The 22,699-nt window shown below is 62.6% G+C and carries 17 protein-coding genes, 1 tRNA gene and 1 riboswitch; of the genes, 12 read left to right on the forward strand and 6 right to left on the reverse strand.

Going from position 1 to position 22,699, the window contains the following annotated elements:
* Positions 1 to 331 precede the first annotated feature (331 nt).
* From ACQY6T_RS05035 to ACQY6T_RS05060, 6 genes are all read left to right on the forward strand, one after another.
* Positions 332 to 1,795 carry a protein adenylyltransferase SelO gene (locus tag ACQY6T_RS05035; RefSeq protein ID WP_428629154.1) on the forward strand — a complete coding sequence of 488 codons (1,464 nt, stop codon included), beginning with the start codon at positions 332 to 334 and terminating at the stop codon, positions 1,793 to 1,795.
* A 97-nt stretch (positions 1,796 to 1,892) separates the two neighbouring features.
* Positions 1,893 to 3,077, forward strand: coding sequence for a nucleotide sugar dehydrogenase (locus ACQY6T_RS05040; protein ID WP_428629156.1), 1,185 nt, complete (start codon positions 1,893 to 1,895; stop codon positions 3,075 to 3,077).
* A 197-nt stretch (positions 3,078 to 3,274) separates the two neighbouring features.
* Entirely contained in the window at positions 3,275 to 5,566 is a 2,292-nt protein-coding gene (locus tag ACQY6T_RS05045) for a BamA/TamA family outer membrane protein (RefSeq protein WP_428629159.1), read from the forward strand.
* Positions 5,566 to 9,795, forward strand: coding sequence for a translocation/assembly module TamB domain-containing protein (locus tag ACQY6T_RS05050; protein ID WP_428629161.1), 4,230 nt, complete (start codon positions 5,566 to 5,568; stop codon positions 9,793 to 9,795). Before ACQY6T_RS05045 ends, ACQY6T_RS05050 begins: the two co-directional genes overlap by 1 nt.
* Positions 9,795 to 10,079 (forward strand): hypothetical protein, encoded by a 285-nt coding sequence (locus tag ACQY6T_RS05055; RefSeq protein ID WP_428629164.1) that lies wholly within the window; start codon positions 9,795 to 9,797, stop codon positions 10,077 to 10,079. The genes ACQY6T_RS05050 and ACQY6T_RS05055 overlap by 1 nt, the downstream gene beginning before the upstream one ends.
* A riboswitch (yybP-ykoY riboswitch) is annotated at positions 10,058 to 10,234 on the forward strand. (Overlaps the previous gene by 22 nt.)
* Before the next feature lie 16 nt (positions 10,235 to 10,250).
* Complete coding sequence (locus ACQY6T_RS05060) at positions 10,251 to 10,823, forward strand: TMEM165/GDT1 family protein (protein ID WP_428629167.1); 573 nt, start codon at positions 10,251 to 10,253, stop codon at positions 10,821 to 10,823.
* Here the strand turns inward: ACQY6T_RS05060 and galE are convergent.
* The 4 genes from galE to folK form a co-directional block, all read right to left on the reverse strand.
* A complete protein-coding gene (gene galE, locus ACQY6T_RS05065) occupies positions 10,820 to 11,836 on the reverse strand; it encodes a UDP-glucose 4-epimerase GalE (RefSeq protein WP_428629169.1) in 1,017 nt (338 codons plus the stop codon). The two genes, ACQY6T_RS05060 and galE, sit on opposite strands and share 4 nt — an antisense overlap.
* A gap of 35 nt (positions 11,837 to 11,871) precedes the next feature.
* Positions 11,872 to 12,888, reverse strand: a complete 1,017-nt coding sequence (locus ACQY6T_RS05070) for an NAD-dependent epimerase/dehydratase family protein (RefSeq protein WP_428629171.1) — start codon at positions 12,886 to 12,888, stop codon at positions 11,872 to 11,874.
* A 223-nt stretch (positions 12,889 to 13,111) separates the two neighbouring features.
* Positions 13,112 to 13,187: transfer RNA gene (locus tag ACQY6T_RS05075), tRNA-Lys, on the reverse strand.
* Between the two features lie 43 nt (positions 13,188 to 13,230).
* On the reverse strand, positions 13,231 to 13,752 hold the full coding sequence (gene folK / locus ACQY6T_RS05080) for a 2-amino-4-hydroxy-6-hydroxymethyldihydropteridine diphosphokinase (protein ID WP_428629173.1): 522 nt from the start codon (positions 13,750 to 13,752) through the stop codon (positions 13,231 to 13,233).
* 23 nt (positions 13,753 to 13,775) lie between these two features.
* On the opposite strand from folK, the gene ACQY6T_RS05085 reads away from it, so the two are divergent.
* Positions 13,776 to 14,465 carry a uracil-DNA glycosylase gene (locus ACQY6T_RS05085; protein WP_428629174.1) on the forward strand — a complete coding sequence of 230 codons (690 nt, stop codon included), beginning with the start codon at positions 13,776 to 13,778 and terminating at the stop codon, positions 14,463 to 14,465.
* Here ACQY6T_RS05085 and ACQY6T_RS05090 read toward each other — a convergent pair.
* Positions 14,426 to 14,902 carry an RNA pyrophosphohydrolase gene (locus tag ACQY6T_RS05090; protein WP_428629177.1) on the reverse strand — a complete coding sequence of 159 codons (477 nt, stop codon included), beginning with the start codon at positions 14,900 to 14,902 and terminating at the stop codon, positions 14,426 to 14,428. The two genes, ACQY6T_RS05085 and ACQY6T_RS05090, sit on opposite strands and share 40 nt — an antisense overlap.
* Positions 14,899 to 15,846 (reverse strand): alpha/beta hydrolase, encoded by a 948-nt coding sequence (locus ACQY6T_RS05095; protein WP_428629180.1) that lies wholly within the window; start codon positions 15,844 to 15,846, stop codon positions 14,899 to 14,901. Before ACQY6T_RS05095 ends, ACQY6T_RS05090 begins: the two co-directional genes overlap by 4 nt.
* Before the next feature lie 199 nt (positions 15,847 to 16,045).
* On the opposite strand from ACQY6T_RS05095, the gene ACQY6T_RS05100 reads away from it, so the two are divergent.
* The 5 genes from ACQY6T_RS05100 (at position 16,046) to ACQY6T_RS05120 (ending at position 22,692) form a co-directional block, all read left to right on the forward strand.
* Entirely contained in the window at positions 16,046 to 17,908 is a 1,863-nt protein-coding gene (locus tag ACQY6T_RS05100) for a 2-oxoacid:acceptor oxidoreductase subunit alpha (RefSeq protein WP_428629183.1), read from the forward strand.
* Positions 17,905 to 18,942, forward strand: coding sequence for a 2-oxoacid:ferredoxin oxidoreductase subunit beta (locus ACQY6T_RS05105; RefSeq protein WP_428629186.1), 1,038 nt, complete (start codon positions 17,905 to 17,907; stop codon positions 18,940 to 18,942). The genes ACQY6T_RS05100 and ACQY6T_RS05105 overlap by 4 nt, the downstream gene beginning before the upstream one ends.
* Positions 18,943 to 19,034: 92 nt before the next feature.
* Entirely contained in the window at positions 19,035 to 19,994 is a 960-nt protein-coding gene (locus ACQY6T_RS05110; RefSeq protein ID WP_428629189.1) for a metal-dependent hydrolase, read from the forward strand.
* The gene (locus ACQY6T_RS05115) at positions 19,991 to 21,376 is read left to right on the forward strand and encodes a cryptochrome/photolyase family protein (protein WP_428629191.1); all 1,386 of its coding nucleotides are present in this window, start codon (positions 19,991 to 19,993) and stop codon (positions 21,374 to 21,376) included. Before ACQY6T_RS05110 ends, ACQY6T_RS05115 begins: the two co-directional genes overlap by 4 nt.
* A 35-nt stretch (positions 21,377 to 21,411) precedes the next feature.
* Complete coding sequence (locus ACQY6T_RS05120; protein ID WP_428629194.1) at positions 21,412 to 22,692, forward strand: class I SAM-dependent methyltransferase; 1,281 nt, start codon at positions 21,412 to 21,414, stop codon at positions 22,690 to 22,692.
* Positions 22,693 to 22,699 lie beyond the last annotated feature (7 nt).

Below are 22,699 nucleotides of genomic sequence, written 5' to 3' on the forward strand. Positions count from 1 at the left end.
GACAGGGTTACAACCCGGCTGCCAGGTTGGAAAACGCCTTTCACGATGTTAGCAGTGGGAGACCTGCCGTCGATATTCGTCGGTGCAGCTTCGCCCAGTTCTTAGCCCGCCGCGTCAATGTCAGCGAACGTCAGGCAAATATCGCCATCTCTATTGGCGAGGTATTTTGCATCGTCTCTATTGCGTCGGCCCTCCTGTTCTACTGCTGCAAACCGAGGCCGATCAACGGCATCGTACCTATGATCATCGTTGGTCCAAAATCCCCACGGCGCCCGCTCCGAACTTGCAATCGGTCGCACAAGATCAGACATAGCGGATGTCAGGAGCAGACATGAATTTCGCATTCGACAATAGTTTCCACGGTATGATGGAGGGTTTTTATGCGCCAGCCGAAGCTGCGCAGCCTTCGGTGCCCACTCTGCTGACGTTCAATACTGCGCTAGCTTTGCAACTGGGTCTGACCGGCGACGGGACAAACGATGCGCGGCTTGCCCGGATTTTTTCTGGCGATGAGCTGGCTGCTGGCGCGGAGCCGCTCGCATTTGCTTATGCCGGCCACCAGTTTGGCCATTTTTCGTCGCAGCTGGGCGACGGGCGCGCGCTGTTGCTCGGGGAAACCTTGGCGCCCGATGGGGCGCGGTTCGACATCCAGCTCAAAGGATCCGGCCCCACCGCCTTTTCACGCAACGGTGACGGCAAGGCTGCGATCGGGCCGGTCTTGCGCGAGTATCTGGTATCAGAGGCAATGGCCGCCATGGGGGTGCCAACGACGCGGTCGCTCGCCGCTGTCGCGACGGGTGACCGGGTGCAGCGCGAGCGGTCGCATCCTGGCGCGGTGCTGACGCGCGTTGCGAGCAGCCATATCCGCGTCGGCACATTCCAATTCTTTGCCGCGCATTTCGGCGCGGATCATGTCGTCCAACTGTCCGATTACACGATCAATCGGCATTTCCCCGACTTGGCTGAGGCTGCCAACCCGCACCTCGCGCTGCTCGACCGCGTCATCGGGCTGCAATGCGAGCTTGTGGCGCGCTGGATGGGCGTCGGTTTCGTCCATGGCGTGATGAACACCGACAATGTCGCGATTAGCGGTGAGACGCTCGATTATGGGCCCTGTGCCTTCATGGATCGCTTTGCTTTGAATACGGTGTTCAGTTCGATCGATGCGAACGGCCGTTATGCTTACGGCCGTCAGCCGCAAATTACACACTGGAACATGGCGCGTTTTGCCGAAGCCATGTTGCCCGCGATCCATGCCGTCGATCCTGCTGGCGTTGACGCGGCCAAGGCGCTGGTCGATGCGATTCCGGAGCGATTCCGCGTTATATGGTTCGACCGAATGCGCGCGAAGCTTGGGTTGGGGCGGGCGGACAAGGCCGACGAGCAGCTGATTGACGCGCTGTTTGGCGAGTTGGAGCAGCATGGCGTCGATTTCACGTCCTTCTTTCGCGCTTTGGCACAGCTGCTTCGCGGCGACGGAGACATGCTGCAAACGCTTTTGCCCGACGCCGAGGCGATGGCACCCTGGATCGCCGATTGGTGGGCGCAACTTGAACGCGAGGCGATCGCGCCGCTCGAGCGTGCCGACGCGATGGACGCGGTGAACCCGCTCTATATTCCGCGCAATCATCAAGTCGAGGCAGCGCTGGTGGCCGCGGAGTCAGGGGATATGGCGCCTTGGACCGCGCTTCTGGAGGTCGTTCAGAACCCCTATGTCGCTCGCGCCGAATGGGACGCGTTCGCTCACCCGGCGCCAGTTGATGCCGACACCTATAGGACGTTTTGCGGAACCTGATCGCGCCATCATGCCGACGCCAGACCGGCGGGCGCCAGTTGAGCGATCCAGCCGCGCCTGTTAGGGAGCGGCGTAGCATCACAGAGGAACAGCGCCAGTGCCGAACGCCCGGGTTAAAGTCACAGTCGTCGGCACGGGTTATGTTGGTGTTTCCAACGCGGTGCTGCTCGCGCAGTACAACCAGGTCGTGGCGCTGGACATCGACAGCCGCAAGGTTGACGAGATCAACGCGCGTCGATCGCCGATCAGCGATCCGGAGATCGAGGATTATCTGGCGAACCATACGCTCGACCTGACCGCTACCGTCGACAAGAATACGGCTTACGAAGGCGCCGATTTTGTCGTCGTCGCGACGCCGACCGATTATGATCCCGACACCAATTATTTCAACACAGGATCGGTCGAATCGGTCATCGCCGATGCGTTGGCGATGGCGCCCGATGCGTTGATCGTCGTCAAATCGACAGTGCCCGTCGGCTTTACCGACCGGATGCGCGCCAAGCACGGCAATGACGCGATCGTCTTTTCGCCCGAGTTTCTGCGTGAAGGGCGGGCGCTGTATGACAATCTGCACCCCTCGCGGATCATCGTCGGCAACACGCATCCGCGCGCCGCGGATTTCGCCAACCTGTTGCTCAGCGCATCGCTGAAACCCGAGGCAGAGGTTCTCCAGACCGGCAACACCGAGGCCGAAGCGATCAAACTGTTCGCCAACACCTATCTTGCGATGCGGGTGGCTTTTTTCAACGAACTCGACACCTATGCCGCGATGCACGGCGCGGATTCGCGGCAGATCATCGAGGGTGTTTGCCTCGACCCGCGGATCGGCCAGTTCTACAACAACCCGTCGTTCGGTTATGGCGGCTATTGCTTGCCCAAAGACACCAAGCAGATGCTGGCGAACTACAGCGAAGTCCCGCAGAACCTGATCCAGGCGATCGTGTCTTCGAACACCACGCGCAAGGATTTTGTCGCCTCTGAAGTCCTGAAACGCCGACCGCGCGTCGTTGGTATTCACCGGCTGGCGATGAAGGCGGGATCGGACAATTTCCGCGCCAGCAGCATTTTGGGGGTGATGAAACGGATCAAGGCCAAGGGGGTCGAGGTGATCGTTTATGAGCCGTTGATCGACGATGAGCGGTTGTTCAATTCCAGGGTGGTGCGCGATCTGGCGGCTTTCAAGGCGGAGGCTGATGTGATCATCGCCAACCGGGTAACCGCCGAATTAGAGGACGTCGAAGACAAGGTGTACAGCCGCGATCTGTTCGGCGTCGATTCCTGATCGGTGGAACCTGCCGCCCGTTCGGGTCGTTGGTCGTCGGTGATCGGCGTATTGCGCGGGAAAATGCGACGAAATGAGCGTGAATCGGGGCTTTGGCGGCGTAGAAACGGGTTGCGCCAGCGGCGCGCGCCGGCCAGAGATGCCGTGTCGACGGCTGATCAATGCAAAACCCTGAAACTTCCCGTGATTATCACCTGATGCGATTGCTGCGCGCGCGACGGCTGTTGATCGCGTCAGCTTCGGCATGCTGTCTCGCCTGGGCGACCACCGCTGCGGCCCAGCAAGTGGAGCCCCCGCCGGTCCAGCCGACCGTAGAACCCGCTTCCAACCCTTCCATTGCCGTCCCGTCGCCGCCGCCGTCCGACATTCAATTGCCCGAGGTTGCGCCGATTATCGAGGATGAGGAGTTCGAGAAGGCGATCCCGCCAATCGCGGCCGAAGATGATCCCGAGCTCGACCAGCCGCTTGAATCCATCGCTGACTTTGAAAAGCGGCAGACCACCGAAGCGGCAAAAGCCGACGATACAACTGTAGATGCGGCAACGCCGGTGGCCGGCGGCGCGGCGATCCCGGCGCTGGCCGACGGCGATAACGCCGAACTGATCGGCGATGCGCCGATCAGCGACAGCGAACTGGCCGCACCGCTGCCGCCGCTCGAAAGTTTCAATGTCGAACCGGTAGAGTTTGCAGAAGCCGAAACCGACCGCGAGAATGTCAGCGTTGCCTACACGGTCCAGGTCAATGGACTCGTACCGGCCGACGACAGCACCGACGTCGATCTGGCCGACCTGTTCGGTGACCTGTCGGCCCTTTACGACGGCGACGGTAAGGCCGAAAATGCTGCGATGGTGCGCGCGCGTCTGACGGCTGACGGCGAGTTGATGCAGCGCATTCTGGCGTCCGAGGGCTATTATGATGCGGTGGTCGATACCCGGATCGACCGCGGTGAACGCGAAGAAGGGCAGGAGGGCCAACCGCGCCCGCGCCGCCCGATCACCACGGTCATCGATGTAAAGCCTGGGACGCAATATAAGCTGGCCGAGATAATTCTTAAGGCTGATCCGACCGTTCCTTTGACGCTGATCGCTGACAATTTCCCGCTCAGCGTTGGCGAACCGATCGTTGCGCAGCGCGTTCAGGGTGCCGAGGCCGCAATTGCGCTCAAGCTGCCCGAGGAGGGCTATCCCTTTGCCGAGGTGGGACAGCGCGACATTTTGCTCGACAGTGCCACCGGCGATGGCGTTTACACGCTGCCAGTCAAAATCGGGCAGCGGTCGCGTTTTGGCGGGATCGAAACGACGGGTGAGCTCGCTTTCGACGCCGAGCATGTCAACGTGCTGGCGCGCTTCAAACGTGGTGATCTTTACGACAGCCGAAAGGTCGATGACCTGCGGCAAGCGCTGGTCGCGACCGGATTGTTTGCCACGGTCGCCGCCGAGCCGCAGCCAACCGGCGAAAGCGCGGGCGACGATACTGAATATGTGACGATGCTGGTTACGCAGCAAGCGGGGCCGCCGCGGACGTTGGCCGCTAGTGCCGGCTATGGCACCGGTGAAGGCATCAGGCTGGAAGGCAGCTGGACGCATCGCAATCTGCTGCCGCCCGAGGGTGCGCTGATCTTTCGGGGGGTGCTGGGGACGCAGGAGCAGGGCATCGGTGCGACGCTGCGCCGTTCGAACGCGGGGCGCCGCGACCGCACCTTCGAGATCGTCACCGAAGCGACGCGGAGCGATTATAACGCCTTCAACGCAATCACCGGCCGCGTCGCGGCCCGGGTGAGCTTTGATTCCACCCCGATCTGGCAGAAGAAGTTTACCTATGCCTATGGCGTCGAGTTGATCGCGACGAGCGAAGATGATTATGATTTCGTCCGCGCCGAGCGGAACCGCGATTTCTACACAATTTTTGGCCTGACCGGACAGGTCGGCATGGACCGCACCGACAGTCTGCTCGATCCGACCAAGGGTTTTCGCGTGACTGCGCTCATCCAACCCGAGGGATCGCTCGCGGGACGATTCTCGCCTTATGCGCGGGCGCGGCTCGACCTCAGCGGCTATTATCCGGTTGCCGACAATATCGTGCTGGCAGGACGGGTGCGCGCCGGGTCGATCCTGGGCGCCGCGCGCGAACGGCTGGCGCCATCGCGGCGTTTCTATGCCGGCGGCGGCGGTTCGGTGCGCGGTTTTGGCTATCAGGAGCTGGGCCCCAAGGATCCCGATCTTGACCCGATCGGTGGACGCAGCGTCGCCGAGGCGGCGTTCGAGGGCCGCTACCGTTTCGGCAATTTTGGCGTCGTCGGTTTTGTCGATGCGGGACAAGTCTATCGCGGGTCGACGCCGACCTTTTCTAACCTGCGCTTTGGCGCGGGCATCGGCGCGCGCTATTACACCAACTTCGGTCCGATACGCCTGGATGTGGCGACGCCGATCGGTCGAAAGCCGGGCGAAGCGCTGGTGAGCGTGTATGTGTCGATCGGACAGGCTTTTTGATGGCCGACGCCGCGCCCGAGACCGCCGAAGTCACGACGACGGCAAAGAGGCGCAACTGGCCGATGACGATTCTGCGCTGGATCGGCCTGTCGCTGCTGGGGCTGATCCTGTTGTTCGCCCTGTTCATGATTGGTCTGAACAGCGATGCGGGGCGGCGCTTCGTTGTCACCCAGATCGAGAAATATGAGTTCGAAAACGGGATGAAGATCGGCATCGGTCGGCTGGATGGATCGCTGTACGGCCGGATGGTCATCCGCAATTTCACGTTGTCCGATCCCAAAGGGGTGTTCCTGGAATCGCCCGAAGTGCGGGTCGATTGGCGGCCGATCCGGTATCTGGCGAACCATGTGGATGTCCGATCGGCGACCGCCGCGACGATGACGATGCGGAAAATGCCCGCGTTCAAAGTCGTCCCTGATACCGGCGAACCCTTGCTGCCCGATCTCGATATCGATGTCGGCGCGCTGCGCGTTGATCGATTCATTTTTGAACCCACGGTGGCGGGGGAACGGCAGGAAGCGCGGCTGACGGGCAAGGTTGCGATCGCCGATCGCCGCGCTCAGGTGACGGCCAACGCCGAAACGATCGGTGCGAATGCCAAGGGCGATACGGTGGCGCTGTTGCTCGATGCGGTGCCCGAGCAAAACAGGCTGGCGATGACGGTCGATGTGACGGCGCCGCAAGGAGGCGTGCTCGCCGCAATGGGCGGGTTCAAGGAACCGATGACGGCAAAGCTGGAAGGGCGCGGTGACTGGAAAGCATGGAATGGCAACCTGTCCGCGAACTTGGGCGTTGCGCCGCTGGCGCGCGTCGCGCTGACGGCCCGTGATGGGGTCTTCGCCGCGAAAGGGACCGCGCAGGCGTCGCGGCTCTTGACCGGTCCTGCGGCCGAAATGCTGGGAACCGAGACGGCGATCGACCTGACGGCGCGGCTCGACAACCGTAAGGCGGCGATCGACGGACGCTTTGCGTCGGATGCCGCGCGGGTGGGGATCAGCGGCGGCGTCGATTTGGGCAGCAATCGCTATGAAGCGCTGCAAATCGCGATCAACATTCTTCGCCCCAGCGCGATCGCACCCGCGGTGCGCGCCAACGGACTTCGCGCGACGGCCACGCTCGATGGCGCATTCGCACTGCCGACGGTTGATTACCAAGCCAATGCGGCCAGCCTTGCAGTCAACGACATCATAATCGAAGGGCTGGCGCTCGCCGGCAAGGCGCGCGTCGATGCCGATCAGATCGTCATCCCCGTCGCGGGCCGGGCCACGCGCATCCGCGGCCTCGATACGGTCGCCGGCGGGACATTGGTGGCGGTACGGCTCGATGGCGATCTGGCGTATAGCAATGGCCGCATCCTCAGCGACAATCTGCGGCTGCGCTCGCCGCGCATCGATGCTAAAGCGATCGTCATCGCCGACCTGAACAAGGGGTTTTATACCGGGGCGATCGACGGGCGGATCAACGATTACCGCGTCGAAAGCGTCGGCATTTTCGATATCGAAACCGATGCCGATCTGAAGACCGCGCCGCGCGGCGGCTTCGAAATCGTCGGCCGTGTCCGCGCGCGTTCAACCAAATTGTTCAATTCGGGGGTGCGCGATTTCCTGGGCGGCAATGCGACCGCGTCGAGCGACGTGCGCTATGGCACCGACGGCGTTGTGCGGTTCTCGGGCCTCCGCCTGTCGGCCCCACGGTTGCGCGTTAGTGGCGGGCAGGGGAGCTATGCGCCCAACGGCCAAATCCAGCTGACCGCGCGCGCCAACTCGACCGACTATGGCCCCGTCGGGGTCCAACTGGCGGGTACGATCAGCGACCCGCGCGCTGTCGTGACGGCTGAGCGTCCGGGCTTGGGTATCGGCCTTGCCAATCTGGTGGCGCGGATCAACGGCGCGCCAAACGGCTATCGTCTCGCCGCGACGGGCGACACCGATTACGGCCCGCTGTCCGCCGACGTGGTCTTGCTGACCGCGGCGGGACCATTGACCATCGACATCGCGCGCGGCGACCTGTCGGGCATCGGGTTCAACGGACGGTTGGTCCAAAGCAGCGCTGGGCCTTTCGTTGGGCAGCTGACCGCATCGGGGCAGGGACTGGGCGGGCTGGTCCGGTTGAGCGCTTCGGGCCAGTATCAGGCGGCCGCGATCAACGTCCGCGCCAACGATGTCGTGCTGCCCGGACCCGCGAAGCTCGCGGTCGGATCGGCGATCGTTGATGCGGATGTCACGCTCTACGACACCCCGCATGTCGTCGCCGACATCCAGATTGCCCAGACGCGGATCCGCGAATATGACATCGCCGTCGGGCGGGTGAAGATCGACTATCGTGACGGACGCGGCAAGGCGCAGGCGCTGGTCGAGGGGACGAGCGGTGTCCCGTTCCGCATCGCGGCCAATGCCGACCTCACGCCCGAACTGTGGCGCGCATCGGTGCAGGGCCGCGCGACGGGGATCAATTTCCGGACGACCTCACCGGCCCGGATCATTCCCGGCGCCGACGGCTATGAATTGCTGCCGACGACGGTCAATCTGGGCCGCGGCAGCAGCGCGCGGGTCGCCGGCCGATTTGGCGACGGCATCATGATCCAGAGCCGCCTCGAGCGCGTCAACATGGCGATCCTCAATGCTGTTTATCCCGACATGGGGCTGGGCGGTCGCGCGACGGGCAGTCTCGATTTCGAGCAGACCAACGCGGACAGCTTCCCGCGCGCTGACGCGCGGCTGTCGATTACCGGCTTTACCCGCACCACAGCGGCATCGGTCAGCCAGCCGGTCGATGTCAATTTTGCCGGCAAGCTGCTCAGCGACGGCGGCGAAGCGCGCGCCGTGATGCGCAAGCGTGGCAGCGTTATCGGCCGTGTGCAGGCTTCGCTGCGGCCGCTCGGTCCCGGCGCGGGTGACTGGATGACGCGCTTGCAAGCGGCGCCGCTGGGTGGTGGCATCCGTTACAACGGCCCGGCCGACACGCTCTATTCCTTCTTTGGCCCCGCCGACCAGCATGTGTCGGGACCGATCGCGGTTGCTGCAGATTTCAGCTGTAGCGTTGCTGATCCGTGCCTCAACGGTGTCGTGCGCGGCAAGGACATGATCTATGAAAACCAGACCTATGGTACGCGGCTGACCAGCATGGTGGTCAATGGTCGCTTCACCGGCAACCGGCTCGAAATCGATCAGCTGACGGCGACTGCGGGTGACGGCAAGGTCGAGGCCAAGGGCTATATCAGTCTGGCGCAAGCCGACGGTTATCCGATGAACATCGCCATGACGCTCGATAATGCGCGACTTGCGCGCAGCGAGAATATTGCGGCGCGCGCGACGGGCAATCTGACTCTTGAGAAAGTTGTGGGGCAGGCTGCGTTGCTTTCTGGGAGTCTTCGGCTTCCCGAAACACGCTACAAAATTGTGCGCGAGGGCGCGGCGCAGGTGCCGGTGTTGACCGGGATACGGCGTAAACCTGCCGCGGGGCGCCAGCGGATCAGCGGCGACGGGCTGGCGGCGGTTGGCGGTAGCCTGTTCGACCTCATTCGTCTGGATATCGCGCTGAAGGCGTCTGATGAAATCTATGTCAGCGGCATGGGGCTCGAATCGGAGTGGATGGCCGACATTGTCCTGCGCGGGACGACTCTGGCGCCGCGCGTAACCGGTGAAATCGAACTGGTGCGCGGTACACTGGGATTTGCGGGGCGGTCATTCGAGCTGCAGGAAGGCCGCGTAACCTTCCCTACCGGCGACGCTTATGACCCGGCGATACGACTGCTCGCGAGCGATACGATCGATACCGTAACGTTGAACGTCGCCGTGTCAGGCCGCGCCAGCAATCCACAAATTGCGTTTTCCAGCATCCCCGGCTTGCCGCAGGACGAGATTGTCTCGCGCATCCTGTTCGGCGATTCGATCACGACGCTGTCCCCGCTTCAGGCGGTCCAGCTTGCCTCGTCGCTCAACACGCTCAGCAGTGGGGGCGGGGGACTGAGCCCGCTCGGCGCGCTTCAGTCGGCGACCGGGATAGACAGACTGCGGGTGCTTGGCCCGGACGACACCGTCGGGCGCGGCACTGCGCTCGCCGCGGGCCAATATATCACCAAGGACATTTATCTGGAGGTCATCACCGACGCGCGTGGCTACACCGCGACGCAGCTCGAGATCAGCCTGACGCGCGCGCTGTCGCTGCTCAGTCAGGCCGGGGGGTCGGGCCAGTCGAACCTCAGCATCCGCTACCGCAAGGATTATTAATGCGCGCCGCGATGGTCCTGCTTCCTTTACTGCTGCTGGCCGGGTGCAAGGACGAGCCCAGTTTCGAGGCGCGTTACGACAAGGCGGCCGAGGAAATCGAAACGCGCGCAAAAACGATGGACGCCGACATCGCCGATTCCGAAGTCGCGGCAGAAGCTGCTGATGTCACAGAAACCGCGCCCACTCGAGGAATCGAGCCTGGTGGAAAAATTTCCCGCGTGGCGCCGGAACCCTTGCCAGACTCCGCGAACCCGACTAACCCGCCCCCGTCATCTGGGGAGTAGCCAGCCGTCCAGTCGGACGGGCCACCGTGTCAACATACTCGGCCGAGAGGTCGTGGTGCGGTGGAAGCGGGACACCGCTTGGGCGAGACCAATGGCATCGACCTTCGTCCGGGCCGGGCGGTGGGTTCGATGTCCGTTGGAATCGCGAACCGCTCGGCCCCGGAGCAAGCCATGGAAGCCTTATTCACCTCAACCGCGGTCGTCGCACTCGCTGAAATCGGCGACAAGACGCAGCTGCTCGCGATTCTGCTCGCGACACGGTTCAACCGACCGGTACCGATCATCCTCGGCATTTTGGTGGCCACCATCGCGAACCATGCCCTTGCCGCGTTGCTGGGCTCACAGGCCGCCGCGTTCCTCGACAGCCCGATCTTCCGCTATGCCATTGGCCTGTCGTTCATCGCGATGGCGGCGTGGACACTGATCCCCGATAAATTCGAAGACGATGACGCGCCCAAGCCGCGCTTCGGTGCTTTCCTGACGACATTGGTCGCGTTCTTCCTCGTCGAGATGGGCGACAAGACGCAGATCGCGACGATCGCGCTCGGTGCGCAATATCATGATGTCGTGGCGGTCACTGCGGGGACGACGCTGGGCATGATGATCGCCAATGTACCCGCCATCTTCTTGGGGCATGAACTGCTGAAGCGGGTCGATCTGGCAAAAGTTCGGATGGTCGCCGCGACGCTGTTCCTGCTGATCGGATTGTGGGTGCTTGCGCAAACCGCCGGCTGGCTTGGCTAGCCCGAATTGCGCATCGCGAGCGTGCGTTCAAAGCTCCAGCTCGACGCACACATGGCGTCTAGATCGCGCCGCGCGGTCCAGCCAAGTTCTTGCGCAGCGCGTTCGGGGCTCGCGTAACAGCTCGCCACATCGCCGTCGCGGCGCGGGGCGATGCGATACGGGATGCTGACGCCGTTTACCCGTTCAAACGTCTGCACCATATCGAGCACCGAATAGCCCTGGCCGGTGCCGAGGTTCCATGTCGACAGCGCCGGTTCGATCCTGGTGATGGTATCCAGCGCCGCGACATGGCCGTCGGCGAGGTCGACGACATGGATATAGTCGCGCACCCCGGTGCCGTCGGGGGTGTCATAGTCATTGCCGAACACCGACAGTTCGCCAAGGCGTCCGGCGGCAACGCGGCTGATGAAGGGCATCAGATTGTTCGGAATGCCATTGGGATTCTCGCCGATCAGGCCGCTGTCGTGCGCGCCGACCGGGTTGAAATAACGCAGCGTCGCGATCCGCCACGAAGGATCCGACGCCGCGATGTCGGCAAGCATTTCCTCGATCATCAACTTTGTGCGGCCATAGGGATTGGTCGCAGAGGTGGGATGGCTCTCGTCGAGTGGCAGATATTGCGGCTGGCCATAGACCGTCGCGCTTGATGAGAAGACCAGCGTCTTGGCCCCGCAGTCGGCCATCGCTTCGATCAGCGACAAGGTACCGCGGACATTGTTGTCATAATATTTGATCGGCTCGGCGACCGATTCGCCGACGGCTTTCAAACCGGCAAAATGAACGACCGCCTCGACGCCGTGATCAGCGATGGCTTGGCGAACCGCGCCGCCGTCGCGGATGTCGCCGACAACGAGCGGGATGACGGTACCGGTGATCGCTTCGAGCCGGTCGATCACGTCGGCGTCGCTATTCGCGAGATTGTCGAAACAGACAACTTCGTGTCCCGAGGAAACCAACGCGGCCGCTACGTGGCTGCCGATATACCCCGTGCCGCCGGTCAAAAGTATCTTCATCGATCGTCCCGCCTCCATGCGGATATTTGCTGCGTTTATGGGTTGCCGACCGGGCGCGTTGTCCATTCGTCGCGATACCATGTCACGAAAGCCGGGATACCCAAAGACATCGGCGTTGATGGCGCAAAGCCCAGATCTCGGCTGATATCGTCAATGTCGGCAAAAGTCTGATAAACGTCGCCGTCCTGCATGGGCAACAAATTGATTGGGGCTTTGCGACCGCATGCGTCTTCGATCGCGTGGATCAGGTCGGTCAGCTGCTCCGGTTTATTGTTACCGATGTTGTACAGTCGGTGCGGGGTCGTGAAGCCCCCCGGCTTCTCGACGCCATCGTCCCGCGGCGGGTTGTCGAGCGCAAGCACAACGCCGTTGACGATATCATCGATGAAGGTGAAATCGCGGAGCATGTCGCCGTGATTGTAAACGTCGATCGGTCGACCCTGCAAAACCGCTTCGGTAAACCTCCATACCGCCATGTCGGGGCGGCCCCACGGGCCATATACGGTAAAGAAGCGCAGGCCGGTCTGCGGCAGGCGAAAAAGATGGGCGTAGGTTTCGCTCATCAACTCGTCGGCGCGCTTCGTCGCAGCATAAAGCGAAATCGGCGTATCGGCGCGATCGGCCACGCGAAACGGTGTATCCGACCGCATGCCATATACGGACGATGATGAGGCATAGACGAGATGCGCGATCGCTCTATGGCGCGCGAGCTCCAAAATATTCACATGCCCCGCGACGTTGGAATGGATGTAGGCGGCAGGATTTTCGAGCGAATAGCGCACCCCGGGCTGCGCACCAAGATGGACGATCCGATCGATTTCCACGTTGGACAACGCTTGCGAGAGGGCGCTTGCGTCGCCGAAATCGACATTCAGAAAAGTGAATTGCTCACCACCGATTTCCCGAAGCCGTGTGACGCGCGCGCGTTTGAGATCGAGCGAATAATAGGGTGTGAAATTGTCGATGCCGACGACGCGCTCGCCGCGTCCCAGTAACGTCGCCGCCACATGCATTCCGATAAAGCCAGCAGCGCCGGTGATGAGTGTCGTCAAATTCCGTCCCCGTTTCGAATCCCGACCGGCGCGTTGTTCCCGCACGAGTGTCGCCATCGCGGTTACGATTGAGCAGCCGCTGCAGCCTTTATCAAGGTAAGCGGTAAATTCACGGGTAACAGCAGCAAGATTATTGACGGAGTCCAACCGCAGGTCATGAGCGCCCGCTGCGACCGATGTGGGCGCCGCCGCTTGGCGCGGCCGTCGTTAAGGATTGGAAATATGGTGAGCCCTGCTGGGTTCGAACCAGCGACCTACTGATTAAAAGTCAGTTGCTCTACCGACTGAGCTAAGGGCCCATCGCGGCGCTGCAAAGGCAGCGTGCGAAAGTGAGCCGTCGCCCTAGTGCGCCGCTGCGCCCCGGTCAACCGGCTTTGGACGTGCAAGCCGTGCTGCGAGTTGCCGAATGCTGCGACCGTGGAGCGGGTGCTGCCATTCGGGGACGATTGCGCGCAGCGGGCCGAGGACAAAGGCGCGTTGTTCTATCGCCCGATGCGGGATGGTCAGCGTGCCGTCGGACCAGATGCCGCCCGACCACAGCAGAATATCGAGGTCGAGCGTTCGCGCGCTCCAGCGCTGGCCAGTACGGCGTCCGAAGCTCGCTTCAATGGCCTGCAGACGGTCAAGCATTTCGGGCGGGCGCAGCATCGAGGCGACGAGCGCGACGGCGTTCGCATACCGCCGACGCGAGGGGCCGAGCGGATCGCTGGCGATGATCGGGCTGGCATCGACCGCTTCGATATCGTCGCTTTCGAGCGCCGCGAGCGCCGCAAGCAACACGGCGCGCGGATCACCAAAGCGCGCATGGCGCCGGTTCGACCCGAGGCCGATGGCGTAAAGGGGGATCGGCATTGCGCTGGTCATGACCCCGCGCCTATCCCAGCTGTGTGGAAATTGTAAGTCCATTGCCCGGCACGGAGCCTTCGCCCGATTGCCCACGCTGCCCGCGGCTCGTGGCGTTTCGCGCCGCGTGCCGTGCCGAATATCCTGATTGGTGGAACGCGCCGGTCCATGCGTTTGGCGATCCGGGCGCGTGGCTGGCTTTGGTGGGACTCGCCCCCGGCAAGCATGGCGCCAATCGCACCGGGCGTCCCTTCACCGGCGACTATGCTGGCGATCTGCTGTTCGCGACGCTCGCCGAATTCGGTCTGAGCGAGGGGCAGTACGATCGCCGGAGCGGCGACGGGCTGAGGCTCGACGGCGCGATCATTCTCAACAGCGTCAAATGCCTGCCGCCGCAGAACAAGCCGACGTCGCAGGAGATTGCTGCCTGCCGCACCTTCTTCGAGCAGCAGCTTGCAGCGCTGCGCGGTGTTCGCGTGATCATCGCGCTGGGCCGGATCGCGCATGATGCCGTGCTGCGTTCGGCAAATGAACGGCTGGCGATGCACCCGTTCACGCACGGCGCGGTTCACGCGCTGGCTGACGGACGCCAACTGATCGATAGCTATCATTGCTCGCGTTACAACACGAACACCGGGCGTCTGACACCGCAGATGTTCGGCAATGTGTTTCGTACAGCGCTGGCGCTGCGCGATCAGACCAGCGGACCAAATTCCTCGACCAGCCCACGGTAGAGGACCCGCTTGAACGGCACGATCAACTTTTCGATCTCGTTCAGTTCGGCCCATTTCCAGGCCCGAAACTCCTGATGCTTAGTCGCGATGTTCACATCGCTGTCGTCGCCCATGAAGCGCATCAGGAACCAGTGCTGGCGCTGGCCGCGATATTTGCCGCCCCACATTTTGCCGACCAGAGCGTCCGGCAAGTCATAGAAATATTCCTCGCGGCTGCGCGCAATGATTTCGACTAACCCGCCATGGATGCCGGTTTCCTCGCCCAACTCGCGGATCGCCGCCATTTCAGCATCTTCGCCGGGGTCGATTCCACCTTGCGGCATCTGCCACGCCTCGCTCGACGTATCGAGTCGCTGACCGACGAATATCCGCCCATCGCGATTGGCGAGCATCACCCCGGCGCAGGGGCGATAAGGGAGGGTGGCAGGGTCGATCATGCGGTCCCGCTAGCTTCAGCGACGATCGCTTTCAAGACCGTCAACGCGCCGCGGATATCGTCCTTCGCGCTTGGGATACCTTGCGCCAGGTTGATATAACCATGGATGCTGCCCGTCGCTTCGCGGTAGCTTGTCGGCACTCCCGCTTCGATCAGCTTGGCAGCATAGGCGCGGCCTTGATCGCGTAGCGGGTCGAGGCCCGCGGTGATCAGCAGCGTCGGGGGAAGACCTTCTGCCGGGAAAGCGAGCGGCGCGGCGCGATAATCCGCCGGGTCGGCCGCATAATGATTGCCGAACCAGGTCATGCTGCCGGTGGTCAGCAGATGGCCTTCGCCGAAGTCGCGATAGCTTTGCCAATCGTCATGCGTCGTGACGGCGGGGTAGATCGGGTGCATCGCGATCACCGGCTTTGACGCAGGCTGATCGCGCAGGGTCAGCGCGGTTGCGATGGTCAGGTTGCCGCCGGCGCTTTCGCCCGACAGCACCAGTCCGGTGCAGGGGAAATGATCCGCGACCCAGCGCGTCGCCGCCTCGCAATCGATCGGTGCGGCGGGGAAGGGGTGTTCGGGAGCAAGGCGATAATCAACCGCAATGACCGGCATGTCGAGCAAGCGCGCGGCTTCAGCGCAAAAGGCGTCGTGCGTGTCGAGGTCGCCGATCACCCAGCCGCCGCCGTGATAAAACACCATCACCGGCCCCGGCTCGCGGTCCGGACGATTGTCATAGATACGGATCGCGATGTCGCCTGCTGGCCCCGGGATTGTCCGATCCTCGACCTTGGCGATCTCGCCGCGAGGGACGTCGGCCATCTGGCCCATCATCCGGAACATCTCGCGCGCCGCCTCTGCGGGCAACTCCTCCATCTTCGGGCCTTCCTGCGCGTTCAGTAACGCGAGGAACGCCGCCACGTCGGGGCGCGTATAATGGGTGGTGCCGTCGGTCATCCTGCTCGTCCCCTCTTAACCGCTTGTGCGGCATCTTGTTCGCGCAGCTATTCGGCATCGCGGAGGATAATTCAATGGCAATTGGCAACCGATTCGAGCGTTTGAAGTTTGCGGCGCACAATTTTTTCTGAATTGCGGCTTGCGATAGAGCGGCCTAGGCCCTTGTCACAGGTTCGCAAAAATTGAGGCAGAAGATAAAATGGCGACAGCGGTAGTGGACGAAACCGACAAACGGCCGTCCCCCCTTTCGGATGCAGTGGTAGTCAGGTTTGCAGGCGACAGCGGCGACGGGATGCAGTTGACCGGTGGTCAGTTCACGCTGTCTTCGGCGCTGGCGGGCAATGATTTCGCCACCTTCCCCGATTTTCCTGCCGAAATCCGCGCTCCGCAGGGTACATTATTCGGAGTCTCGGCATTCCAGATCAATTTCGGATCGTCGGCGATCGAAACCGCGGGCGATGCCCCGGACGTGCTGGTCGCGATGAACCCGGCGGCACTAAAGACAAATGTCCCGTCGCTGAAGCAGGGCGGCCTGATCATCGCTGACGAGGGCGAGTTCAACGACCGCAACCTCGCCAAGGCGAAATATGACGCTAATCCGCTCGACGACGGCAGCCTGGCCAAATGGCAGTTGCTGAAACTCAACATCAGCCAGCTGACGATGGATGCGGTGAAGCCGTTCGGCCTTGGCAACAAGGAAGCGCTGCGCTGCAAGAATATGTGGACGCTGGGGCTTGCGCTCTGGATGTTCGATCGGGACCGTGCGCCGCTGGTCGATTGGCTAAACGCGAAGTTCGCCAAGTCGCCGGATCTCGCCGCCGCCAATATCGCCGCGCTCAATGCTGGCCATGCTTATGGCGAAACCGCCGAACTGGCCGGGCCGCTCAAGCAGCATCATGTCGATCCGGCGCCTGCCGCGCCCGGCCTCTACCGTACGCTGACCGGCGCCGAGGGCATCGCGCTCGGGTTGGTCGCGGGGGCGCAGCTTGCCAAGCTGCCGATGTTTTTCGGCGGTTATCCGATCACGCCCGCGTCGGCGATTCTGCACCATTTGTCGCGGCTCAAAGAATATGACGTCACGACCTTTCAGGCCGAGGACGAAATTGCCGCGATCTGTTCGGCGATCGGCGCCAGCTATGGCGGTTCGCTCGGCGTCACTTCCTCGTCCGGCCCCGGCATCGCGCTGAAGGGCGAGGCGATGGGCCTCGCGATCATGACCGAACTGCCGCTCGTCATCGTCAATTCGCAGCGCGGCGGTCCATCGACCGGCCTGCCGACCAAAACCGAGCAGTCGGATCTGTATCAGGCGGTTTACGGCCGCAACGGCGACGCGCCGATGCCGGTGATCTCGGCACGCTCGCCCGGCGACGCATTTGATTGCGCAATCGAGGCGGTCCGCATCGCGGTGCAATATATGACCCCGGTGATCCTGCTGACCGACGGCTATATCGCCAATGCGGCCGAGCCGTGGGCGGTGCCTGACCTGACGACTTACGAGGCGTTCCCGGTCGAATTCCTGACCGAAGTGCCCGAAGGCGGGTTCAAGCCTTATGGCCGCGATGAAAATCTCAAGCGTCCGTGGGTCAAGCCGGGCACGCCTGGCTTGCTCCACCGCATCGGCGGGATCGAGAAGGAACTCGACACCGGCCACATCAATTATGAGGCGTCGAACCATCAGGCGATGACCGACATCCGCAAGGCGAAGATCGATGGCATCAAGGTTCCCGATCAGATCGTCGAACTCGGCGCCGAGAGCGGCAAGCTCGCGGTCGTCGGGTGGGGCTCGACCTTTGGCCCGATCCATCAGGCAGTGCGCCGCAAGCGCGCTGAGGGTCTCGACGTCAGCCATATCCACATCCGCCACATCTGGCCGCTGCCCGCCAATCTGGGCGAGCTGCTCAAAAGCTATGACAAGGTCATCGTTCCCGAAATGAACACCGGCCAATTGAAGACCGTGCTGCGCGACCAGTATCTGGTCGATGCCAAGCCGGTGAATAAGGTGTCAGGACAGCCTTTCACGATTGCAGAGATCGAAGCCGCCATCGAGGAGGCACTAGCATGAACGAGATGACGACGATCGCCCGCACCACGACGCTCAAGGATTGGGAAACCGACCAGGAAGTGCGCTGGTGCCCCGGGTGCGGCGACTATGCGATACTGAAGGCGGTGCAGCGCACGATGCCCGAAATCGGCACCGCGCCCGAAAACACCGTGTTTATCAGCGGCATCGGCTGCTCGTCGCGCTTTCCCTATTATATGGAAACCTATGGCTTCCATACGATCCACGGGCGCGCGCCCGCATTCGCGACGGGGCTGAAGCTCGCCAATCCGAACCTCGACGTGTGGATCGTCACCGGCGATGGTGACGGGCTGTCGATTGGCGGCAATCATACGATGCACCTGATCCGCCGCAATCTCGATTGCCAGATCATGCTGTTCAACAACGAGATTTACGGCCTGACCAAGGGGCAATATTCGCCGACGAGCCGGGTTGGGACGACCAGCCCGTCGACACCCTATGGGTCGGTCGATCGTCCGGCGCAGCCTGCCGCGTTTGCGCTCGGTGCGGGGTCTCGCTTCGTGGCGCGCGGATTCGACATATCGAAGAAACTGCCGGAAGTGTTGAAGGCCGCTCATGCGCACAAGGGTGCGGCCTTTATCGAAATTTTCCAGAACTGTATCGTCTATAACAAGGACGTGTTCGAGGATTTTGCTGCGCCGAAGGGCGCCGAGGATCGCCAACTATGGCTCGAGAATGGCGAGCCCATGCTGTTCGCAAAAGGCACCAAGGGGATCGCGCTCGACGCCGAGGCGCTGCACCTTAAAACCGTCGATGTCGTCGATGGCGACTGGCAGGCCGCGGGGGTGATCGTCCATGACGTCACCAACCGCAGCGTCGCGCATATGCTCGTCGAAATGCCGTTTGGCGAGTTCCCCATGGCTCTGGGCGTCCTATACGACGATCCGCGTCCAACCTTTGAGGCCGACGTTTGGCGTCAGAATGCAGCGGCGCGCGAAGGCAAGACCGCGGACCTGCAAAGCCTGTTGAAAAAAGGGCAGACCTGGACGGTGACCGAAGGCGGCCCCGAGCTGTAGTCGCGGCGAGGGTTCGGTGGCCATGGCGTGAAACCGTGAACCGGTCCGCATAACGCGTTGCAAAGGCACCGGATCCGCGCCACCAAGCTGCAATGGACAATCTAACGCACAGCCTTGTCGGCGCGGTACTCGGCCAAATGGGGCTCAAGAAGAAGACCGGGCTGGCAATCCCGACGCTGATTCTGGCGGCAAACGTGCCCGACATCGATGCTGCGTGTCTGGCCTGGCTCGACGGCATTCAGCACCTGGGCTTTCGCCGCGGAATTACGCATGGCCCGATCGCGCTGATTGTCCTGCCTATTCTGCTCTGGGCGGCGATGCTGGCGTTCGATCGCTGGCAGGATCGGCGCGGCAAAAGGCCGGCGGGGCGCTTACCGATCGACAAGGGTTGGCTGCTGGCGCTGGCGTACATCGGCTGCCTCAGCCATCCGGCGCTCGACTGGCTCAACAATTATGGCATCCGCCTGCTCGAACCGTTCAGCCATCGCTGGTTTTACGGCGACACGCTGTTCATCATCGATTTGTGGATATGGATTGCGTTGGGCCTGTCGGTGTGGATTTCGCTGCGCCGCGAGCGGGGCGGGGCGGCGAACTGGCAGCGACCGGCGTGGATCGGTTTCACAGCGGTTTGCGCTTATATTTTTGCCAATGGCTTGATCACGGGCGCTGCTGAACGGACGACCGCTAGCGCGCTGGCGGCGAGCGGACACCTCGACGCGCTGGTCGTCGCCAGCCCGCCGCCGTTGGCGTTTTGGCAACGCGATATCTTCTGGCGCACCACCGAGCGCTATGGGAGCGGCAGTTTCACGCCCGGTATGGGCGGGACGCTGGATATTAGCGGATTAACTACGGGTATGGACGATCCGCGTCTCAAGACATGGTTGATGGGCGATCCCGATGCCCGCGCGTTCCTGTTCTGGTCGCGAATGCCGGTGGGGCAGGCCGACGGCGATGCGATCCTGCTGCGCGACCAGCGTTTCATGCATCCGCTGTCGCAGGACCGGTTCCAGGTCCGGTTGACCGCGCCCGACACCGCAACCCACGAAGAATGACGGCGCCTGTCATCCTGTGGTTCCGCCGCGACTTGCGCCTGTCGGATCAGGCAGCGTTGATCGCGGCGGCGGCCGATGGTCCGGTCATCCCGGTCTTCATCCTCGACGATGAGACGCCCAAGCATCGCCGGATGGGCGCTGCGTCGCGTTGGTGGCTGCATCATAGCTTGGCAAGCCTCGACTCCCGTCTGCGCGAAAAGGGGTCTCGCCTGATCTTGCGCCGCGGCAAGTGTGAAGATCAACTGGCGATAATTGCTGAGGAAACGGGTGCGAAGGTGGTGCATTGCCTCCGCCACCATGAACCGTGGTGGCGCAATGCCGAAAAGGCCGTTGCGAAACGGCTCGAACTGATTTGCCATAATGGCAATTATCTGTTGCCCCTCGGGACGCTGACGACCGGTGGCGGCACACCGTACAAGATTTACACCCCCTTTTGGCGCGCGCTGAAAGAGCGGATGCCGCCGCCCAACCCGTCAAATTGCCCACGCGACATTGCCGCGCCGGAACAATGGCCGGCTTCGGATGCGCTGGGCGATTGGGGTTTGCTGCAGACCAAGCCCGATTGGGCGACGGGCTTCGCCGCCGAATGGCAGCCGGGCGAAGCAGGCGCGCGCCGACGTGTTGCAGACTTCATCGATACGGCGTCGGATTATGATCGCCGCCGTAACCTGCCGTCGGAAGAGGGCAGTTCGCGCCTGTCGCCGCATCTGCATTTCGGCGAAATATCGCCCGCCGCTGTGTGGCACTGCACCGCCGATGCCGGGGGCTCGGTCGACGTGTTTCTGGGCGAGATCGGCTGGCGCGACTATGCGCAGAACATCATCCTGCAATTTCCCGACTATGGCGGCCAAAGTGCGCGCGGCGCCTTTGACCATCTGCCGTGGCGCGACGACGCGGGGGCCGATGCCGATCTCGCCGCATGGCAGCAGGGCCAGACCGGCTATCCCATCGTTGATGCCGGGATGCGCCAGTTGTGGGCGACCGGCTGGATGCACAATCGGGTGCGGATGATCGCGGCGAGTTTTCTGATTAAACATCTGCTGATCGATTGGCGCCGCGGCGAGCAATGGTTTTGGGATACGCTGGTCGATGCCGACTACGCGTCGAACGCGGTAAACTGGCAATGGGTGGCGGGCAGCGGCGTCGACAGCAATATGTTCCCGCGCATCATGGCGCCGCTCACGCAGTCGGAGAAGTTCGATGCTGCGGGCTATATTCGCCAATGGGTGCCTGAGCTTGCTGAGCTGACCGAACCCGCGATCCACGATCCTGAAACCTTCGGACAGCGCCCACGATCTTATCCTGGCAAGATCATCGGCCACCGCGAAGCCCGTGAACGGGCGCTGACCGCATATGACGTCATGAAGGCGCACGGCACCTGATTGTCAGACGCCGGACTTTGGGGCAGGAAGACGCTATGAACACGCATGTCAGCCCGCGTCGCGGCAAGCAATTGCTTCGCGCCGATCGCGCCTACCGCAGCGGTGGAGCTTTGGCACGGCTGCTGGCGTTCGCGCCCGCGGGACTGTTTCACCGCCTGCTCGACCGGATCGATCTCGGGCTCGCACTCGGCACGATCGAGGCGCATTTGCCCGACGGTAGCGTGCGTCTGCTGGGTGGTCGCGGCGCGGGGCCGGTGGCGATCGTCCACCTGCACAGCTGGGCCTCGTTGGCGCGGCTGGCGATGTCGGGATCGGTGGGCTGGTATCGCGCTTGGGACGCGGGCGAGTGGACCTCGCCCGATCCGGTGCCGCTGTTCGACCTTTTCATGCGTAACGGCGAATCGCTCGGCGATGTGGCGCGCGCGCGTGGGCCATTGCGCTGGCTGAACAAGCTCGCCCATGTGCTGAATCGCAATGACCGTCGCGGTGCCAAAAGAAACATCCATGCCCATTATGATTTAGGCAATGATTTCTATCGCTTGTGGCTCGATCAGGCGATGAATTATTCGAGTGCACTGTTCGCGGATCCGGCCCAGTCGCTCGACCAGGCGCAAGCGACAAAAATCGACGCGATCCTTGATCGGCTTGACCTTAGGTCGGGTAGCCGCTTGCTGGAAATAGGTTGCGGCTGGGGGGCGCTCGCTGAGCGCGCGGTCGAGCGCCACGACGTGCTTTACACCGGGATTACGCTGTCGCCGTCGCAAGCCGAAGTCGCTGACGCCCGCTTGGCCGCCATCGACCTGTCGGGGCGCTCGCATATCGAAATATGCGATTACCGCGACGCGCAAGGCCCATATGACGCGATCGCGAGCGTCGAGATGGTCGAAGCGGTGGGGGAGGCCTATTGGCCCGCCTATCTTGACGCGATCGCGCAATTGCTGCGCCCGGGTGGTAAGGCCGCGATCCAGTATATTCTGATCAATGACGCGCTGTTCGAACGCTATGCGGCCAGCAGCGACTTTATCCAGGCGTATATTTTTCCCGGCGGCTGTCTGATGTCCGAAAGCCGTTTTCGGGCGCTAGCCGAGGCGCGGGGGCTGGCGTGGGGCGACGTCCACCGATTTGGCGACGATTATGCCGAAACGCTGCGCCAGTGGCGCGAGCGCTTTGATGCGGCGGTTGCCGCCGACCAGTTGCCGTCGGGTTTTGATGACCGTTTTGTCCGGCTCTGGCGTTATTATCTGCAATATTGCGAAGGCGGTTTTCGCGGCGGCGGCATCGACGTTGCCCAAGTCACGCTTGAAAAAACGGCCTGAGAACAGG

The organism is Sphingopyxis sp., assembly GCF_965279725.1.
Lineage (GTDB): Bacteria > Pseudomonadota > Alphaproteobacteria > Sphingomonadales > Sphingomonadaceae > Sphingopyxis.

What these genes read in the sequence shown, in the direction of transcription:
- ACQY6T_RS05055 (WP_428629164.1), top strand. Translation starts at nt 9,795, where the DNA reads ATGCGCGCCGCGATGGTCCTGCTTCCTTTACTGCTGCTGGCCGGGTGC.
- ACQY6T_RS05060 (WP_428629167.1), top strand. Translation starts at nt 10,251, where the DNA reads ATGGAAGCCTTATTCACCTCAACCGCGGTCGTCGCACTCGCTGAAATC.
- ACQY6T_RS05095 (WP_428629180.1), bottom strand. Translation starts at nt 15,846, where the DNA reads ATGACCGACGGCACCACCCATTATACGCGCCCCGACGTGGCGGCGTTC.
- ACQY6T_RS05050 (WP_428629161.1), top strand. Translation starts at nt 5,566, where the DNA reads ATGGCCGACGCCGCGCCCGAGACCGCCGAAGTCACGACGACGGCAAAG.
- ACQY6T_RS05035 (WP_428629154.1), top strand. Translation starts at nt 332, where the DNA reads ATGAATTTCGCATTCGACAATAGTTTCCACGGTATGATGGAGGGTTTT.
- ACQY6T_RS05100 (WP_428629183.1), top strand. Translation starts at nt 16,046, where the DNA reads ATGGCGACAGCGGTAGTGGACGAAACCGACAAACGGCCGTCCCCCCTT.
- ACQY6T_RS05105 (WP_428629186.1), top strand. Translation starts at nt 17,905, where the DNA reads ATGAACGAGATGACGACGATCGCCCGCACCACGACGCTCAAGGATTGG.
- ACQY6T_RS05110 (WP_428629189.1), top strand. Translation starts at nt 19,035, where the DNA reads ATGGACAATCTAACGCACAGCCTTGTCGGCGCGGTACTCGGCCAAATG.
- folK (WP_428629173.1), bottom strand. Translation starts at nt 13,752, where the DNA reads ATGACCAGCGCAATGCCGATCCCCCTTTACGCCATCGGCCTCGGGTCG.
- ACQY6T_RS05090 (WP_428629177.1), bottom strand. Translation starts at nt 14,902, where the DNA reads ATGATCGACCCTGCCACCCTCCCTTATCGCCCCTGCGCCGGGGTGATG.
- ACQY6T_RS05115 (WP_428629191.1), top strand. Translation starts at nt 19,991, where the DNA reads ATGACGGCGCCTGTCATCCTGTGGTTCCGCCGCGACTTGCGCCTGTCG.
- galE (WP_428629169.1), bottom strand. Translation starts at nt 11,836, where the DNA reads ATGAAGATACTTTTGACCGGCGGCACGGGGTATATCGGCAGCCACGTA.
- ACQY6T_RS05120 (WP_428629194.1), top strand. Translation starts at nt 21,412, where the DNA reads ATGAACACGCATGTCAGCCCGCGTCGCGGCAAGCAATTGCTTCGCGCC.
- ACQY6T_RS05045 (WP_428629159.1), top strand. Translation starts at nt 3,275, where the DNA reads ATGCGATTGCTGCGCGCGCGACGGCTGTTGATCGCGTCAGCTTCGGCA.